Here is a 17,020-nt window from a genome sequence, read left to right on the forward strand (position 1 = left end):
GCCGGGGGAGCCCGCAGAACAGGGGGAACAGCCATGTCCACCACCGACACGCCCGCCGATCCGTCCACCGACCCGTCCGCCGCCGCCGGGACCGTCGCGACGAGCGGCGGGGACGACGCTCCGCTGCGCGTGGCCGTCATCGTCGGCAGCGTCCGCGAAGGCCGTCAGGGCCGGGCCGTCGCCGACTGGTTCCTCGGCCTCGCCGGCGCCCAGGACGGCCTCACCCTCGACGTCGTCGACCTCGCGGACGTCGACCTGCCGCTCGCCATGCCCGGCTGGGGCGGGACGCCGAGCCCGGAGGCGGTGGAGGCGCTCGCGGACGTCTCGCCGCGACTGGCCGCCGCGGACGCCTTCGTCGTCGTCACACCCGAGTACAACCACAGCTTCCCGGCCGCGCTGAAGAACCTCATCGACTGGCACCACCCGCAGTGGCAGGCCAAACCGGTCGGCTTCGTCTCCTACGGCGGACTGGCGGGCGGGGTGCGGGCGGTGGAGCAACTGCGCCAGGTCTTCGCCGAGTTGCACGCCGTGACCGTGCGGGACGCCGTGAGCCTGCACGGCCCCTGGTCGGGCCTCGGGGAGGACGGCGCACCGCGCGACGCCGCCGTCTGCACCGGCGCGGCCAAGGGGATGCTCGGCCAACTCCGCTGGTGGGGAAAGACGCTGAGGGAAGCCCGCGCGGTCCGCCCCTACCAGGGATGAGGAAGGACACGGTGACCTCCGGCCGCGTCACCGGGCCGTCCGCGGACCCCGCCGGCCCGGCCCCGGAGCCCGCCGGCTCCGGCGCCTCCACCGCACTGGGCGGCGTCCTCGCCGTAGTGATCACGGGTTCGGTGATGTCGGTCCTCGACATCACGATCGTGAACGTCGCCCTGCGCAGCCTGACCACCGCGTTCGACTCCCCGCTGGAGACCGTGCAGTGGACGGCGACCGCCTACACGCTGGCGCTCGCGGCGGCCGTGCCGACCACCGCCTGGGCCATGGCCCGCTTCGGCGCCAAGCGCACCTACCTGAGCGCGCTCACGCTGTTCACCGCCGGGTCGCTGCTCGCCGCCTGCGCCTGGGACATCGGCAGCCTCATCGCCTTCCGGGCGTTGCAGGGACTCGGCGGCGGGCTGCTGATGCCGGTCGGCATGGCCATGGCCATGACCGCGGCGGACCGGGAACGGCTCGGCCGCACGATGGCCCTGCTGGGGCTGCCGGTCCTGGTGGGGCCGGTGGCCGGACCGGTCCTGGGCGGCTGGCTGATCGACGCCGCGTCGTGGCGGTGGGTCTTCCTCGTCAACCTGCCGGTGGGCGCCCTGGCCCTGGTCCTCGCCGCGAGGCTGCTGCGGCCGGACGCGCCCCGGGGCGCCCGCCCCGCCCCCGGACTGGACGTTCCCGGCCTGCTGATGCTCTCCCCCGGACTCGCGCTCCTGCTGTTCGGCCTGGCGCGCGGCGGCGAGCGGGGCGACCTCGCCGAGCCGGGCGCGCTCGTGCCGGCGCTGGCGGGCGCGGCCCTGGTCGCCGGTTTCGCCCGCCGCGCCCTGACGGCGCGTGAGCCGCTCCTGGACCTGCGTCTTCTGGGGGACCGGACGTTCGCCGTGGGCATCGGCACGCTCGCCCTGTTCACCTGCGGCTACTTCGGCTCGATGCTCCTGGGCCCGGTCTACTGGCAGCAGGTGCGCGGCTGGAGCGCGACGGCGACCGGACTGCTCGGCGTCCCGGTCGGGCTCGCGGTCGGCGCCACCATGCAGATCGCCGCACGCCGGATCGACAGGACGTCGCCGCGGGCGCTGATCCGGGCCGGCATCGCCGTGGGAGCCCTCGGCATGGCCCTCACCGGGCTCCAGATCGGCGCGGAGGGCGTCCCGGCATGGCGGCCGGTCTGCGCGACGGTGGTGATGGGCATCGGCTCCGGCATGGTGCTGATGCCGACGATGGCCACCGCCACACGCGACCTGCCCCCAGAACGGCTCGCCGCGGCGAGCACCGCGCTGACCATCAACTCCCAGACGGGCGCGGCGGTGGGCACCGCGCTCGTCTCCGTGGTGCTGGGCTCGGCCGGGCTCGATCCCGCGGGCTTCCGCATCGCCTACCTGGTGGCGGCGGGCCTGCTGGCACTGGCGCTGATCCCGGCGACGGGGCTGCCGCGACGCCGGCGCTGAAGCGCGTCCCCGGACCGGCGCCCCTCCCGCCGGTCCGGCCCCCCGCCGGTCCGGCCCGCCGTCGGCCCGGCCTCGCGCCCGTCCGGCCTTCCACCCGTCCGGGCTTCCCCGGGCCTCTAGGATCCTGGCTGAACCCTGCCGGTCCCCGCACACAAGGCGGTCCCCATGCCACGAGTCGGCCTGACCACCGACCGCCTCGTCGAGGCCGCCGCCGAACTGGCCGACGAGGCCGGATTCGACCACGTCAGCGTCTCGGCGCTCGCACGCCGCTTCGGAGTCAAGGACGCGAGCCTGTATTCCCACGTCGGGAGCCTGCGGGAACTCCGCACCCGGTTGGCGCTGTTCGTCGGCGCCGAGATGATCGACCGTATCGCCGCGGACGTCGTCGGACTGGCCGGCAAGGACGCGCTGGCCGCCTTCGCGGGCGCCTACCGCGAGTACGCCCTGCGACACCCGGGCCGGTACGCGGCCACCCAGATCCGCATCGATCAGGAACTCGACCGGGAACTGACCGCCAGCTCCCCGGCCCTGCGCCGGACCGGCGAGATCACCTACGGCATGCTCCGTGGCTACGGCCTCGACGAACCCGACCTCACCGACGCCGTCCGTCTGCTGCGCAGCACGTTCCACGGCTACTGCCTGCTGGAGGCGAACGGCGCGTTCGGCGCGCCCAGGGACGTGCGGCGCTCGTGGGACAAGGCCGTCGACGCCCTGCACACGGCTCTCACCCACTGGCCACGGGAGAACGAACCCGACGGATGACCGACCGGTGACGACCGACGGGTGACCGACGGCCCGGCAACGGCCGGGCGCAGGGTGAGCGGTGTGCGCCGGGGACGCCGCCTCAGCGATCCCCCGGCGCGGGGGCGCCGAGCTTCAGTGTCTGCGCGTACGTCGGCGTACGGCCGCTCACCGGTCGTCCCTCCCTGATCTCGTCCAGCGTCTCCAGCACCGCGCCCAGGGCCCGCCGGTACAGCAGCGAGCCCAGGCTGACGCGGCGCACGCCCAGGTCGGCGAGACGGGCGACGGTGGGGCCGGTCGGCGCGTACAGGATGTTGAGCGGGACGTCGAGCCGGGCGACGAGCCGGGCGATCCGCCGCTCGTCGGCCAGCCCGGGGACGAACACACCGTCGGCGCCCGCCTGTTGATAGGCGTCGAGCCGGGACAGCGTCTCGGCCTCGTCGTGGTCGCCGAGCCAGTGCGTGTCGGTGCGCGCGTTGACGAAGAGACCGGGTGCGGCGGCCTTGACGGCCGCGATCTTCGCGGCGTGCAGGTCGGCCGCTCCCATGCCGTCCTCGAGGTTGACGCCGGCCACGCCCACGGCCGCCAGCCGGCGCGCGAACTCCCCCACCTCGTCGGGGTCTTCGCTGAAGCCGTTCTCGGCGTCGACCGACAGCAGAAAGGGCTGCGAACCGAGGATCCGCGCCAGTTCCCTCGTCCGCTCCCGTGTCGCGGCGGCCCCGTCCGGGAGTCCCGCCGCCGCGGCGACGGCGAGGCTCGTCGTCCCGATCGCCGGGAAGCCCTGCCGCGCCATGGCCACCGCGGAGGCGTGGTCCCAGGCGGTGGGCAGCAGGAGCGGGACGTCGGCGTGGTGAAGCGCGGAAAAGGGGGTGGTCGCAGCGGGTGCACGCATGCGGCTCACGGTAGCCGCGTGTCCGTTCGGCGGACGCCGAACCGTCCCCGCCCGCCGCCCGCCGCCCGCTGCCCGCAGGCCCGCGCCCGTGCCCCGCGGCCTCGCGCCCCGCGGTGCGCCCGGGTGCCGAACCGCCGTCGTCTCAGCCGGCCGCCCGTTCCGCCGCGCCGCGCTCCACGCAGAACTCGTTGCCCTCCGGGTCGGCCAGGACCGCCCATCCCGTGCCGTCGGGTCTGCGGCGGTCGGCGACGAGGACGGCTCCGAGGGCGAGCAGGCGCTCGACCTCCTCCTCGCGGGTGCGGTCCTGCGGCTGAAGGTCGAAGTGGATCCGGTTCTTCCCGCTCCCGGCCTCCTGGACCGTGACGAAGAGCAGACCCGCGTCCTCGATCAGCGCCTCCTCGTCACCCGGCCGGTCGTCCTCGTGGAGCGGCCGTCCGAGCACCTCGGACCAGAAACGGCCGAGGGCGTAGGCGTCGGAACAGCCGATCGTCACATGCCGGAGGGAGGATGTCATGCGTGGAGTGTGGTGGAGGCGCTCACACGCCGCAACGGAGATTCCGGCGCTCCGTCGCGACCCCGGCCGGAGGCGACGCCCGTGGGACGGCGACGCCCGTGGGACGGCGCGCCCAGCCGGGCCGGGGGCCGGGCACGTGCTCCCCGGTCGGCTGCCCGCCGTCGCGCCGGTCTTCGCCCGTCACGGCCGCCTCAGCACGGCGCCACCGTCCACGACGCCGGGCGCGACCGTTCGTCCGGGGCCGTGCGCCGGAAGCGGAACCGCTGCTCCGAGCCGCTCGGCCAGCGGACGGTCAGGTCGCGGGCGTCGCAGCGGCCGTGGCCGCCGCCCTCCACGCCTTCCACGCCCTCCACGCCCTCCACGCCCTGGACGGTCGTCTCCTCCACCTCGACGGACACCGCGTCCGTCAGGGGCAGCGGGTCGCGCTCGGCGGTGAGGCGGGCCAGCGCGACGAAGAGCGTCGGGCCGTCGCCCACCACGCCCGACAGTCCGAAGTCGTCCGACAGCCCGGGACCGCCCGACAGCCCGTACACGCCCACCAGGTCGGACCGCTCGTCCGTGCCGTCCGCCGGGGCCCAGCCCGTGACGTGCACCGACGTCCCCGGGGGCGCGCCGGACACCAGGTGGGCCCGCACCTCCACCGCTTCCTCGGCCACCACCAGGCTGGTGAGCTCGGCGCCCGGACCCACGGCGTGCCGTGAGGCCGCCCAGCCCTCCCCCACCCCGAGGGGCACGATGCCCTCGCGGTGCGGATCACCGCCGACCGTGACGCAGTTGTCGGGCGGCGAGACCCGGGGCCGGGTGACCGTGGAATAGCCGAAGCGGGTGTAGTAGGGGTCGTAGCGGACGTCCTCGCCGCCGTGGTTGTGCAGGCGCACCACGCCGTCGGAACGCGTCGACTGGAGCAGCCAGTTGGGGCCGGCGAGAGGGGTGACCGCGCTCTGCCGCTCCGCCGGTCCCGCTTCCTCCCGCGCCGTCCACACCGGGTGCTCCGGGGGGAGCAGCAGGCCGAGGAAGCCCTTGCTCGCCCAGTAGGGGGAGGCCGGTCCGGAGTAGCCCTGGAGAACCGACTCGTCGGGTCCGTGCCAACCGAGCGTCAGCAGCCCCCGCTCGTCCACCGCGTCACGCTCCAGGAAGTACTTCAGCGCGCCCGAGGCCAGACGGCGGGTCTCGCCGGGCGGCAGCGGGGTGTGGCCGGTCAGGGCGCCCAGCCACAGCGGGGCGGCGGTGGCGAAGCGGTAGGTGAGGGAGCGGCCCTGGTGCAGGGGCGCGCCGTCGCCGCCGAACAGGCGGGCGTAGTCGCCGAGATGCGTCCTCAGCCGGCCCCCGTAGAGGGCGAGCAGGCCGGGGTCGCCGGCCAGCCAGGCGTGCAGGACCGGGTAGAGGTGCATGGCCCAGCCGTTGTAGTAGTCGAAGGCCCGGCCGGGGCCGTCGGTGTACCAGCCGTCGCCGACGTACCACTGCTCGATGCGCTCCAGGCCGCGGTCGACCGCCTTGCGGGACGCCTCCTGCTCGTGGCCGATCTCCTCCAGGAACCCGCCCACCGTGACCGGGAACAACTCCCAGTTGCAGGGCCAGGGTTCGGCGGTCAGCGCCCGGCCGAGCCAGTCCGCCGCCCGTTGGCGGACGCCGTCGTCCAGACGGTCCCAGAGCAGCGGACGGGTCAGGCGCAGGGCGAGGGCGATCGACGCGGCCTCGACGAGGGGCTGGCTGCGGTCCTCGACGCGCGGCCAGACGCCGGCCACGCCTGCCGCGAGACCGGTCGCGTACCGTTCCAGCGCGCTCTCGTCACGACGGAAGGCGGCCAAAAGGAGCGTGCGGGCGTATCCCTCCAGTCCGTCGGAGAGGCGTCCGGACCAGCTCGCCCGCGCGCCGGGGAGGTGGTAGAGCGCGCGGTCCCCGGTGGCGTACGGCTCCACGGCGGCGAGCAGGGCGTCGGCGGCCGCCTCCCAGTGGGCACGGGTGTATCCGGTGCGGGGGCTGCGGGCGGCGTCGGGCGGGGGAAGGCGCATCCGTCGTTTCTCTTCTCGGCGACCGGTCGGGGTTCTGGGAGGTCGGGGCCTGGGGGCGTCCCGGTTCCGGTCGAGACGCCCCCAGGCGTTCATCCCCCGCGCACGGCGCCCTTCGGCACCAGGTGCCGGGCGACGAGTGCGTCGCGGACCAGGCCCGCGTAGACCGTCGCGCCGTGCGGGGACGTGTGCGTGTTGTCGCGCTTCTCGTTGTAGAGGTAGAGCGCCTTGGAGCCCTCGACTCCCAGGGATTCCACCAACTCCTTGGTGCTCGCCGTCAGGTCGATCAGCGGGACGCCCCGCGCGGCGGCGACCGAGCGGATCACCGCCGGGTGGTCGACGCCGAGGCCGTTGACCAGCAGCGCCGTCGGGTTGTTCAGCGTGCCGTCCGCACTAAACCAGCGGCGCACGATCGGCGTCACCAGGACCGGTCGCCCGCCCTGCTCCCTCACTCCCGCCACCAGTGCCTCGAGGTTCGCGCGGTACGTCGTCTCGTCGGTCGTCTTGTCGTTGTGGGCGAGCTGGACCAGGACGAGGTCGCCGGGGCGGATCAGCGGCCGGACCGTGGCCCACAGCTGTGGGTTCCCCAGATACGTGACCGTACTCTCCCCGGAGTCGGCGTAGTTGGCGACCGCGATCCCCTTGCGCAGGTACTGCGGCAGTTGCTGGCCCCAGCCGGTGTACGGCTCGGCGCTCTGGTCGCAGACGGTGGAGTCGCCGACGAGGAAGATCCGCCGCACGTGCCGGGCGGGAGCGACCCTGATGTCGGCCAGGGCCGGTGCGGCGCCGCCGAGGGCCAGGTCGAGCCCCGGGGAGCCGTCCGGGCCCGTCGGTTCGCCCTCGGGGGTGCGGACGTCGACCGTGAAGCTGCGGGCGACGCGGGCGCCGGCGGGCACGGCGGTCTCGGGCAGCAGGGCGCGCCGGGTCTCCCCGGTGACGGCGGTGCTGGACGCGGCGTCGCCGCCGAGCAGGACCCGCACGTCGTAGGAGCCGGGCGGGACGTCGAAGTGGCAGGCGGTGGCGGTGCAGTGGCCGATGCCCAGGGGCGCCCGGCCGGCGTGCGCGGACGCGGGCAGGGCCGTCGGGCCGGCCGTCAGGGTCAGCGCCGCCACTGCGGCCAGGATGAAACGTCTCACGTGCGGCTCCTCCGTCGCGCGAACAGGGGCTGGCGGCTGGACGGTACCGCCTCCGGCAAGCGCTTTCTAGCCCTCGGGGTCATTTGCCGAGGTCGACGACCTCATGCGGGCGAAAGCCCTTTCGCGAAATCGATTCAACTGTCACCCTCTCAGGCACCCGCACCCCGCTCCTCCCGAAGGAGGCACCCCCATGTCCGGATCCGACAGCCGCAGGCCGGTCCGACGCCGCACCTTCGTCCTCGGCGCCGCCGCCGCACCGGCCGCGCTCGCCGGGCCGCTCGCCGTCCCGGCCGCCGCCGCGGCCTTCGGCTACACCGACGACGGCTCGCACTACGTCGTCGACACCGGCGCCGCCCTGGTCTTCAAGGTCGCCAAGGCCACCGGCGATCTCACCTCGCTGCTCTACCGGGGCGTCGAGTACCAGGGCTACGGCGGTATGAACTCGCACGTCGAGTCGGGCCTCGGCAGCTCCACCGTGACCGTCGCGCAGTCCGGCGCGACGATCCTGATCTCGGTCACGCACGGCACCCTGCGGCACTACTACGCGGCCCGCAGCGGCGAGAACAACGTCTACCTGTGGACCCACAAGGCCGACGCGTCCGTCTCCGCCACCCGGTACATCGTGCGCGTCAAGGCGGGCCGGTTCCTGAACGACGAACCCGACTCGTACACCTACACCGACCGCACCGTGGAGGCCTCCGACGTCTTCGCCAAGCCGGACGGCCAGACCCGCTCCAAGCACTACTCGCGGCTGCGGGTGATGGACTACGACTACATCGGCTGGGCGGCGGGCGGCGTCGGGCTGTGGATGGTGCGCAGCAACCACGAAAAGGCCTCGGGCGGCCCCTTCTACCGCTCCCTCCTGCGCCACCAGAGCGCCGACGGCGGAGGCCTGTACGAGATCCTCTACTACGGCCAGAACCAGACCGAGGCCCAGCGCTTCGGCCTCCAGGGCCCCTATGTGATCGCCTTCACGGACGGCGGCGCCCCCTCCTCCGCCCTCTTCGCGCGCAACCTCACCACTGCGTGGGCGGACCGGCTCGGCATCGCCGGGTACGTCGCGTCGGGCGGACGCGGCCGGGTCGCGGGAGCCGGCATCACCGGACGCGACACCGCCTACCCGTACACGGTGGGTCTCGCCAACGCGGCCGCACAGTACTGGGGTTCGGCGCGCGCGTCCGACGGTTCCTTCTCCATCGCCGGGGTGCTGCCGGGGACGTACACGCTCACCGTCCACAAGAGCGAGCTGGCCGTGTACAGCACGCAGGTGACCGTGTCCGCCGGCGGGACGACCACTGTGAACCCGATCGCCGTCCCGTCGTCGAACGACCCCGCCAACGCGCGCGCGATCTGGCGCGTCAACGACTGGACCGGCACGCCGAGCGGCTTCAAGAACGCCGACCTCATGACGTACGCGCACCCCTCGGACGTGCGTGCCGCGGCCTGGACCGGCAACGTGGTGATCGGCAGCGGCAGCGAGACCTCGGCGTTCCCCTGCTACCTCTGGAAGGACGTCAACAGCGGTCTGCTCGTGTACTTCAGGCTGACCGCGGCCCAGGCCGCCGCCGCGCACACCCTGCGCATCGGCGTGACGACGGCCTACGCCAACGGCCGGCCGCAGGTCGTCGTCAACGACGCCTGGACCTCGGCCGTCCCCTCGCCGCCCGCCCAGCCGTCCACCCGGTCCCTGACGAACGGGTCCTACCGGGGGAACAACCACACCTTCGCCTACAGCGTTCCGGCGAGCGCGTGGCTCACGGACACCAGCCGGTACAACGTGCTGAGGATCGACGTGGTGAGCGGTTCGGGGGCGGCCTCCTTCCTCAGCGCCGGCACCGCGATCGACGCCGTCGACCTGCTCGACTGACGGCCGGCGTCGACCTCACGAACCGCGCGTCCACTGCTGGTTGGCGCCTCCGTTGCACGTGTAGGTGATGACGGCGGCCGAGTTGGCGGTGGACGCGCCGCTCACGTCCAGGCACTTCCCGCCGGCGCGGGACTTGACGTTCACATAGTTCCCGGAGGCCGTCAGCGACCACTGCTGGCCTGCGGCCGTCGCGCTGCACGTCTCCTGGGTGACCGTGCTCGCGTTCTCCTGCACGCACAGGGAGCTGTTCCTGACGACCAGCTGGGAGAAGCCGCCGCCGACGGACTTGAACCAGTACCTCTGGTTGCCGCCGCCGTTGCAGTCGTACTGCTTGATCTGGGCTCCCGCCCACAGCGACTGACCGGTGACGTCCGCGCACCTGCCGCTGTGCCGGGCCACGAGGGTGTTGTACGCGGCGTTCGTGCCGGTGACCGTCCCCGCGGCCGTGTCGACGGTGACCTCGGGGGTCCACGACATCGACAGCGAGGTGGACGAGGGGAACGCGAGCGGCAGCCAGACGTAGCGGGAGTCGTTGACGGTGCCGCCGAAGGAGTTGCCCCAGCGGTCGCCGAGGTAGAGGTAGGAGGTGCCCGAGGTCCCCTGGACGGGGAGGACGTAAGCGGTCTGCGAACCGTATGCGGTCGGGTCGCCGACGTCGGTCATCGCCGTCCAGGGTCCGGCGAGGGACGTCGCCGTCGCGTACTGCTGCTGGTTGGGGTTCCAGCCGGTGGCCGCCGAGGTGAGCATGAAGTAGACGCCGTTGCGCTTGAACAGCGCCGGCGCCTCCCGGTGCCCCCCGTGCCAGGGGTCGGCGACCAGACCGGCGATGCCGGTGTAGTCGGCCGTCAGCCGGTAGATCTGCAGGTCGTAGTTCTCGCGTGCGGCGGAGGCCATGTACCCGGTCCCGTCGTCGTCCACGAAGACGGTGATGTCCCGGGACATGTGCCGGCCGAGCGGGCGGAAGCTGCCCTGCCAGCTGTAGTCGCCGTCGACGGTGTCCGACACGGCGACGGCGGCCCGGGCCTCGCTGTAGTCGACGCCGTTCTCCTTGTGCATCCACATCACGAATGTGCCGGTGGCGGCGTTGTACATCACCTTCGGCCGCTCGATGTTGGCGGTGGCCAGCTCGGGGTCGCTCGCCTGGGTGAGGACGTGGTTGCGGAACTCCCAGTTCTTCAGGTCGGTGGAGCGGTAGGCGTCCACGTACCGGAAGGTGTTGTCGGCGTTGCGGTCCTCGCCGAACCAGTAGTAGAAGGAGCCGACTTTGAGGACTCCTCCGCCGTGGGCGTGCACCGGGCCGCCCGAAGCGTCGGTGAACTGCGTGCCGTTGGCGATCGTCACGGGCGCCGCCGCGGCGGGTCCCGCGGTGGCGAGGGCGCCGGCCAGCGCCAGACAGAGGGCCAGCAGGGTCGCGTACGCACGTCTCATCTCACGCACTCTCCTTCACGGTGTCGGCGACGGGGCGGGCCGGGGGCCCGGCGGGTCGCCGGGTCGCAGGGCAAGCGGTTGCCTCTCGGAAGAGGGGCGCGTTCGGAACTGCGAACGTCATGTGGAATGGCGAACGCCGAAAAGGTAAGGGCGTGTTACGAGCAGGTCAACGGATCCGACGGGACTTGAGGGAAAGCCCTTTCCGGAACTTTCCGGCCGGACCGTGGCTTTCCGGGACCGCACGGCAGACCGTCGCGCAAGGACAGAAAGATTTTCTGTTATCGGCGCCGCCGTGGCGCGTCTCCCATGTGTGCGCAGCCCTCTTCACACCTCGACCGCGGCCGCCGGCGCCCTCACTGCCGTCGCGGCCCTCCTCGCCGTGGCCCCTCCCGCGACGGCCGCCGACCTGCGGGACGTCACCGCCGACGTGCTGGCGAACCGGGACGTCACGCTCACCGGCGACTCGGCGGTGACCGTGCCCGCCGGGACGACGACCTACGGCGGCGTGTTCCGCGGTCAGGGAACGCTCACCGTCCGCGGCGGGGGAACCCTCGTCCTGAGCAAGGACAGCGACTTCACCCTGCCCGCCGCACGCAGGCGGCAGGTGGTCCGCACCCAGGGCGGCAACCACCCGTACACCACGGTCAGCACGCCCGACCCGCCGGCCGTCACCGTGGAACGGGGAACGACGCTTCAGTACGGCACCGGCGGCGGCTCCGGGCTGATCGGGCACTTCCCCTACGACACCCCGGGCTACCGGCTCAACCAGCTCAACATCCGCGTCGACGGCACACTCCGCCTCTCGCTGACCCGCACGTTCAACCTCGGCACGATCAGCGGTTCGGGCCTGGTCACCCAGCCCCGCGGGATGTGGGGCACCCTCGACCTCGCCGGCGCCCACCCCTTCTCCGGGGTCATCGACAACGGCACCGGAATGGCGGTCGGCCGGCCCGAGTACCCGGTGTCGCTGCCGCACGCCCGGGCGATCGTCAACCAGGGCTCCTGGATCATCGACACCCCGCTGTACCAGACGGTCACCCTGCGCCAGGACTTCTACCAGCGGCAGTACGGCAGCGACGTCAACGTCCACACCCGGCCGGGCGGCAAGGTCGTCCTCACCGGCCGGTACAGCTACAGCGACCGGGGCGGCGACACCGCGCCCGCACTCAGCGACCCGGGCCTGAACTGGCGTCCGATCCCGCACCATTCGAACAAGCGCGGCACCAACATCGAGGGCGCGAACGTGCAGTGGGGCGACGGCACCACGCACGAGATCTTCATGCCGGGGACCAAGGACACCGTCTACATCAACCTGCACGAGGCGTCCGGACGACGCTCGCTGCTCACGTTCGCCTACGACGGGCCGGTCACGCTGGGGGCGCCGATCGGCGGCGGCAGATACCACGACACGCTGGCGGCGCCCGGCGCCGGCGACGTCGTCGTCGCCGGAACGAAGGGCAACGACGTCACCTTCGCGGCCGCGCAGTACTACGACGGTTCGACGACCGTGCGCAAGGGCGCGATCCTGCGCCTCGGGTCGGCCCGGGGGGACGGCTCCCTGCTCACGGGGACCGACCGGCGGCGCATCGTCAACGACGGCACCCTCGTCGTGCGCAACGCGAGGACGGCGATCTCCCTCTCCCGCCTCGGCGGCGGTGGATCGTTCGTGCAGGCCGGGGCCGCCACGACGACCCTCACGGGCTCCGCGGTGACGTACACCGGGACGACCACGATCGAGCGGGGAACCCTCGTGCTCGCGGACGGCGCCACGCTGGTCAACAGCAGGGCGGTCCGGCTGACGTCCGCGGCGGCGCGGCTCGACACCGGCGGCTCGGCGCTGCGGGTGACGAGCACGCTCGGCGGCAGGGGAACCGTGCGCGGCGCCGTGACGAACGAGGGCGTCGTCACCGGCGGCCTCACGGTCGCCGGCGCCTACACCCAGCGCGACGAGGGCCGGCTGGCGCTGACGGGGGCTCCCCTGAAGGTGACGGGCAAGGTGACCCTGGCCGGCACTCTCGACCTGTCCGCCGCGCGGCCCGCCACCGCGCCGACGGACTCCGCCGCCGGCGGGGCCTCCGCGGCGGCGGGCCGGGACCCGCTGCCCGCCGTCACCGTCCTGGACCACACCGGGCGCACCCCCGTGAGCGGCTCCTTCGACGGTCTGCGCGAGGGCGCCGAGGTGACCTACGCCGGGACCGCGTACCGGATCAGCTACCGGGGCGGCGACGGCAACGACGTCGTCCTGACGGCCGCGGCGGCGAACCCCGCGGCGGGCGCGGAACGGCGGTCCGCCCCCGGAACCGGCCCGGCGCGGGCAGACGGCGCCGAGGCGGGCAGGTCCGGCGCGTTCGGATGGTGGCCGTACGTCCTGGCGGCCGGTCTGCTCGGCGCCCTGCTGGTCCCGAAGACCAGGCGGGCACGGAGCGGACCGCGCAACCGGGGCGGCCGGCACTCGGCGTCGAGGCGGTAGCCCCGGTTCCGGCGCGCCGCCTCCCAGCCCCGCCCCTTCCGCGTCCCACGATGTGGCCGTGCTGCTCACAGGCTGGACACCTCGGGCTCTCCCCCGCCCCTTCGACTAGCGTCGTGACATGACCAGCGACATCCCTTCCCCCCTCGCGGAGACCTCCCTCGCCGCGGCCCTCGCCGCCGCGGCCGTCGTCCTCGACGGCGGCATGTCGAACCAGCTGGAGTCCGCCGGGCACGACCTGAGCGACGAGCTGTGGTCGGCGCGGCTGCTCGCCGAACGCCCCGAAGCCGTCGTCGAGGCTCATCTCGCCTACTTCGAGGCCGGCGCCGACGTGGCGATCACCTCCAGCTACCAGGCCACCTTCGAGGGGTTCGCCAAGCGGGGCATCGACCGCGCCGAAGCGGCCCGGCTGCTCACGCTGAGCGTGGAGCTCGCCCGGGAGGCGGCCCGGCGGGCACGCGGCGAAGGGGTCGCGCGCCCGCTGTGGGTCGCCGCGTCGGTCGGACCGTACGGTGCGATGCTCGCGGACGGCTCCGAGTACCGGGGGCGCTACGGCCTGAGCGTCCAGGAGCTGGAACGCTTCCACCGCCCCCGGCTGGAGGTGCTGGCGGACGCCGCGCCCGACGTCTTCGCGCTGGAGACGGTTCCCGACGCCGACGAGGCCGAGGCCCTGCTGCGGGCGGTGCGCGGGCTCGGCGTGCCGGCCTGGCTCTCGTACTCGATCGCCGGGTCCCGCACCCGCGCCGGACAGCCGCTGGAGGAGGCGTTCGCCCTGGCGGCCGACGCGGACGAGGTGATCGCGGTCGGCGTGAACTGCTGCGCGCCCGAGGACGTCGAGGCCGCCGTGGCGACCGCGGCCCGGGTGACGGGCAAACCCGTCGTCGTCTACCCGAACAGCGGCGAAGCCTGGGACGCGGAGGCCCGCGCCTGGCGCGGCCGCTCCTCCTTCCTTCCCGAACAGGTGCGGGGCTGGCAGGAGTCGGGGGCCCGCCTCATCGGCGGCTGCTGCCGTGTCGGCCCCGAAGCCATCACCTCGATCGCCCGAACGCTGTCCCCCGCGTAGACCGGCTCCAGCGGGGGGCCCGGGCACGGCGGATCGGGCCCGGGTACCGGGGGGACGGCGCGGGGTCCGGCGGATACGGCCTGCGGCCAGCGGCTCCGGCCCGGGTTGGCCGGGTCCGGCCCGGGTGTGGCGGGCACGGCCCAGGTGTGGCGGGCACGGCCCGGGTACGGCGGGCACGGCCCGGGTACGGCGGGCACGGCACGCGACCAGCGGCTCCGGCCCGGCTCCGGCCCGGGTACGGCGGGTCCGGCCCAGGTACGGCGGTTACGGCCCGCGTCCAGTGAATACGCCCCGCGACTGGCAGGTCCGGCCCGCGTTCGGCGGGTCCTGCGGGCATGGCACGCGACCAGCGGCTCGGGCCCGGTTCGCTGGTCCGGCCTGCGTCCAGCGGCTCCGGCCCGCGTCCAGCGGCTCCAGCCCGCGTCCAGCGGGCACGGCACGGGGTGCGGCGGGCGCGGCCCGGGGTACGGCGGGCACGGCCTGCGCCCAGCGGCTCGGGCCCGCGACCACAGGTCCGGCCCGCGTGCAGCGGGTACGGCCCGGGTACGGCGGTTCCGGCCGAGGTCCGGCGGCTCGGGCCGTCTCCAGCCGGATCCTGACGACGTCCCCGTCCTGGGAAGCGGCGGCGGCAGCGGCCGACGGCCGTGCCCGGCGGCTCCGGCCCTCCCTCTCCGGTCCCGGGGGGCGGGACGAGCCGCTCGGCCGTCGCCCGTTCCCCGAGCCGACGGCCGCCGCGGTCAGCGGCCGCCGCGGACCCCTCCGGCGCGGCGCAGTCGACGCACCGCGGATCTCAGCTCGGCGCGGCGTGCGGCTCTGCCGGGCGGGGGGTCCGCCGCCACGGTCGCGTCGAGGGGCCCGTCCGCGGCGACGGCTCCCGCCTCCGCCGCCGTCCACAGCGCCAGCTCCCCGTCGCGCAGCCCGTAGGCGGTGTACGCCATGGCTTCGCCCGTGTGCGGCACGTCATCCCGCCCGGCGGGCCGCCGCCCCTCGGCCGGGACGCCCGCGCGGTCGAGCGCCGCCCCGCCGCCGGCCTCGCGCGCCAGCGCCCCGCTCCCGTCCCGCTCCCTGCCGACCTCGCCGAACACGCGCACCGGATGCGCCTCGTCCCAGGCCTCCCAGCCCGGGCTGCCCGTCGTCACGAACCGCGTCCACGCCTGGTGCATCGTGTCGGCGAGGGCCTGCGGCGCTCCGTCGCCGGCGAGCTTCGCGGACTCGGGCGTCTCGCCGGTGTCGAAGACGAAACCGAGCTCCAGGGCGTGACAGGCGCCGAGTCCGGGACGCAGCGAGGGCCACGCGAACTCGTACACGTAGGACGCTCCGGGCCGGGCGTCGGCCAGGCGCCGCAGCGGCAGTCGCAGCAGCTTGTCGGTGACCATCTGGCCGACGAGCTCGGCGGTGCCCGCCTCGGGGTGCAGGGCGCGGTAGCCGCGCGGCACCTCGTGACCGCAGTGGCAGCGGGCCATGGCTCCGGCGAGGGCGACGGCCCCCATCCGGTCGACGCGCTCCAACAGGCCGCCCGGCGCGAGCCAGAGCCGGTACTCGTCGCGGGTCCAGCCCACGAGCAGGTCGGCGCCGCGCGCCACATCCCCGTCGACGAGCGCCTCCAGGGGATCGCGCGGAACGAGGTCGCCGTCGATCACGATGCCGAAGGCGGGGCCGCCCAGCACGGGGCTGCTGAGTCTGCCGACCTCGGCCTGGATACGCAGCAGCACGTCGCGGTCGACGCCGGCGAAGGCCTCGGCGGTGCCCGGGATCTTCAGCCGGTTCGCCATCCGACGCACCATCCGCCGGACCTTGTCCCGCTCGAAGGCCTCCGGCGGGCCGCTCTGGAGGACGGCCCGCCGGAAGAGCCCCTGTGCCCGCGGGGCCGCGATGAGTGCGCCCACGCTGATGGCGCCGGCCGACTGGCCCGCCAGCGTGACGGCGTCGGGATCGCCGCCGAAGGCCCCGATCGCCCGGTGCACCCATTCCAGCGCCGCGAGCTGGTCGCGCAGCCCCGGGTTGGCGGGGGCGTCCGGGAAGAGTCCGTAGCCCTCGACGCCCAGCCGGTAGTTGACCGACACGAAGACGATGCCGTCGCGGGCGAACTTCCGTCCGTCGTACACCGGCACCGCTGAGGAACCCCTGGTCAGCGCGCCGCCGTGCAGCCACACGAGGACGGGGAGCCGGGCGCTCGGCGAGGCGTCGGGCGTCCAGACGTTGAGGTTCAGGCAGTCGTCGCCGACGACGACGGGGTCGGACAGATACCGGGCGAAGGCCTCGGAGTACGGGGGTTTCGGCGGCGTCGGCCCGAAGGATCCCGCGTCGCGCGTGCCGTCCCAGCGCTCGGGCGGGACCGGCGGCATGAAGCGGAGCGGCCCGAAGGGGGGCGCCGCGTACGGGATCCCCCGGAAGACGGCGATGCCGTCCTCCTCCCTCCCGCGGACGGCCCCGTAGGGGGTCCTGACCACGGGCCGAGCGGATGACGCCCCGGGGGCGTCACCCGCAGGATGCGTCCGGTCTGCCGCCACCTGCTCACCAGCCCTTCGCCGCGCTCACGCACCGGTAACAACAGAGCACCACACCGGCGTCCGCTATTCCGGCGCAGAAGCCCGCGGGAGGGCTGTTCGGGGGACACCGGCCTCCGGACCGGCCTCCGGACCGGCCTCCGGACCGGCCTCCGGACCGGGCTCCGGACCGGGCTCCGGACCGGGCTCCGGACCGGGCTCCGGACCGCCGTCGCCGGAGCGACCGCCCCGGCCCGGCCCCGCCCCGCG

At 74.4% G+C, this 17,020-nt stretch carries 12 protein-coding genes; 6 read left to right on the forward strand and 6 right to left on the reverse strand.

What is annotated here, in order from left to right; translation table 11 throughout:
- Positions 1-33: 33 nt before the first annotated feature.
- From KMS84_RS22765 to KMS84_RS22775, 3 genes are all read left to right on the forward strand, one after another.
- On the forward strand, positions 34-702 hold the full coding sequence (locus KMS84_RS22765; protein WP_256918272.1) for an NADPH-dependent FMN reductase: 669 nt from the start codon (positions 34-36) through the stop codon (positions 700-702).
- Entirely contained in the window at positions 699-2,147 is a 1,449-nt protein-coding gene (locus tag KMS84_RS22770) for a DHA2 family efflux MFS transporter permease subunit (protein ID WP_256918273.1), read from the forward strand. The genes KMS84_RS22765 and KMS84_RS22770 overlap by 4 nt, the downstream gene beginning before the upstream one ends.
- 165 nt (positions 2,148-2,312) lie before the next feature.
- Positions 2,313-2,909 (forward strand): TetR/AcrR family transcriptional regulator, encoded by a 597-nt coding sequence (locus KMS84_RS22775; RefSeq protein ID WP_256918274.1) that lies wholly within the window; start codon positions 2,313-2,315, stop codon positions 2,907-2,909.
- 82 nt (positions 2,910-2,991) lie between these two features.
- Here the strand turns inward: KMS84_RS22775 and KMS84_RS22780 are convergent, their stop codons facing one another.
- The 4 genes from KMS84_RS22780 to KMS84_RS22795 form a co-directional block, all read right to left on the reverse strand.
- On the reverse strand, positions 2,992-3,780 hold the full coding sequence (locus KMS84_RS22780; RefSeq protein WP_256918275.1) for an isocitrate lyase/PEP mutase family protein: 789 nt from the start codon (positions 3,778-3,780) through the stop codon (positions 2,992-2,994).
- A 142-nt stretch (positions 3,781-3,922) separates the two neighbouring features.
- A complete protein-coding gene (locus tag KMS84_RS22785; RefSeq protein WP_256918276.1) occupies positions 3,923-4,294 on the reverse strand; it encodes a VOC family protein in 372 nt (123 codons plus the stop codon).
- A gap of 191 nt (positions 4,295-4,485) precedes the next feature.
- Positions 4,486-6,306, reverse strand: coding sequence for a DUF2264 domain-containing protein (locus KMS84_RS22790; protein WP_256918277.1), 1,821 nt, complete (start codon positions 6,304-6,306; stop codon positions 4,486-4,488).
- An 89-nt stretch (positions 6,307-6,395) separates the two neighbouring features.
- Complete coding sequence (locus tag KMS84_RS22795) at positions 6,396-7,439, reverse strand: rhamnogalacturonan acetylesterase (protein WP_256918278.1); 1,044 nt, start codon at positions 7,437-7,439, stop codon at positions 6,396-6,398.
- 190 nt (positions 7,440-7,629) lie between these two features.
- Between KMS84_RS22795 and KMS84_RS22800 the strand changes: the two genes are divergently transcribed.
- Positions 7,630-9,306 carry a rhamnogalacturonan lyase B N-terminal domain-containing protein gene (locus KMS84_RS22800; RefSeq protein ID WP_256918279.1) on the forward strand — a complete coding sequence of 559 codons (1,677 nt, stop codon included), beginning with the start codon at positions 7,630-7,632 and terminating at the stop codon, positions 9,304-9,306.
- Positions 9,307-9,321: 15 nt separating this feature from the next.
- Here the strand turns inward: KMS84_RS22800 and KMS84_RS22805 are convergent, their stop codons facing one another.
- A complete protein-coding gene (locus tag KMS84_RS22805; RefSeq protein ID WP_256918280.1) occupies positions 9,322-10,734 on the reverse strand; it encodes an RICIN domain-containing protein in 1,413 nt (470 codons plus the stop codon).
- Positions 10,735-11,044: 310 nt separating this feature from the next.
- On the opposite strand from KMS84_RS22805, the gene KMS84_RS22810 reads away from it, so the two are divergent.
- Positions 11,045-13,204, forward strand: coding sequence for an autotransporter (locus tag KMS84_RS22810; RefSeq protein WP_256918281.1), 2,160 nt, complete (start codon positions 11,045-11,047; stop codon positions 13,202-13,204).
- Positions 13,205-13,322: 118 nt separating this feature from the next.
- The gene (gene mmuM / locus KMS84_RS22815; protein ID WP_256918282.1) at positions 13,323-14,264 is read left to right on the forward strand and encodes a homocysteine S-methyltransferase; all 942 of its coding nucleotides are present in this window, start codon (positions 13,323-13,325) and stop codon (positions 14,262-14,264) included.
- 737 nt (positions 14,265-15,001) lie between these two features.
- On the opposite strand, the gene KMS84_RS22820 is transcribed toward mmuM, so the two are convergent.
- The gene (locus tag KMS84_RS22820) at positions 15,002-16,714 is read right to left on the reverse strand and encodes a carboxylesterase/lipase family protein (protein ID WP_256918283.1); all 1,713 of its coding nucleotides are present in this window, start codon (positions 16,712-16,714) and stop codon (positions 15,002-15,004) included.
- Positions 16,715-17,020: the final 306 nt, after the last annotated feature.

It is taken from the genome of Streptomyces hilarionis (genome assembly GCF_024539675.1).
Taxonomy (GTDB): domain Bacteria; phylum Actinomycetota; class Actinomycetes; order Streptomycetales; family Streptomycetaceae; genus Streptomyces; species Streptomyces hilarionis.

Excerpts from the sequence above, each read along its gene's own strand:
- KMS84_RS22765 (WP_256918272.1), top strand. The coding sequence starts at position 34 with ATGTCCACCACCGACACGCCCGCCGATCCGTCCACCGACCCGTCCGCC.
- KMS84_RS22770 (WP_256918273.1), top strand. The coding sequence starts at position 699 with ATGAGGAAGGACACGGTGACCTCCGGCCGCGTCACCGGGCCGTCCGCG.
- KMS84_RS22775 (WP_256918274.1), top strand. The coding sequence starts at position 2,313 with ATGCCACGAGTCGGCCTGACCACCGACCGCCTCGTCGAGGCCGCCGCC.
- KMS84_RS22780 (WP_256918275.1), bottom strand. The coding sequence starts at position 3,780 with ATGCGTGCACCCGCTGCGACCACCCCCTTTTCCGCGCTTCACCACGCC.
- KMS84_RS22785 (WP_256918276.1), bottom strand. The coding sequence starts at position 4,294 with ATGACATCCTCCCTCCGGCATGTGACGATCGGCTGTTCCGACGCCTAC.
- KMS84_RS22790 (WP_256918277.1), bottom strand. The coding sequence starts at position 6,306 with ATGCGCCTTCCCCCGCCCGACGCCGCCCGCAGCCCCCGCACCGGATAC.
- KMS84_RS22800 (WP_256918279.1), top strand. The coding sequence starts at position 7,630 with ATGTCCGGATCCGACAGCCGCAGGCCGGTCCGACGCCGCACCTTCGTC.
- KMS84_RS22805 (WP_256918280.1), bottom strand. The coding sequence starts at position 10,734 with ATGAGACGTGCGTACGCGACCCTGCTGGCCCTCTGTCTGGCGCTGGCC.
- mmuM (WP_256918282.1), top strand. The coding sequence starts at position 13,323 with ATGACCAGCGACATCCCTTCCCCCCTCGCGGAGACCTCCCTCGCCGCG.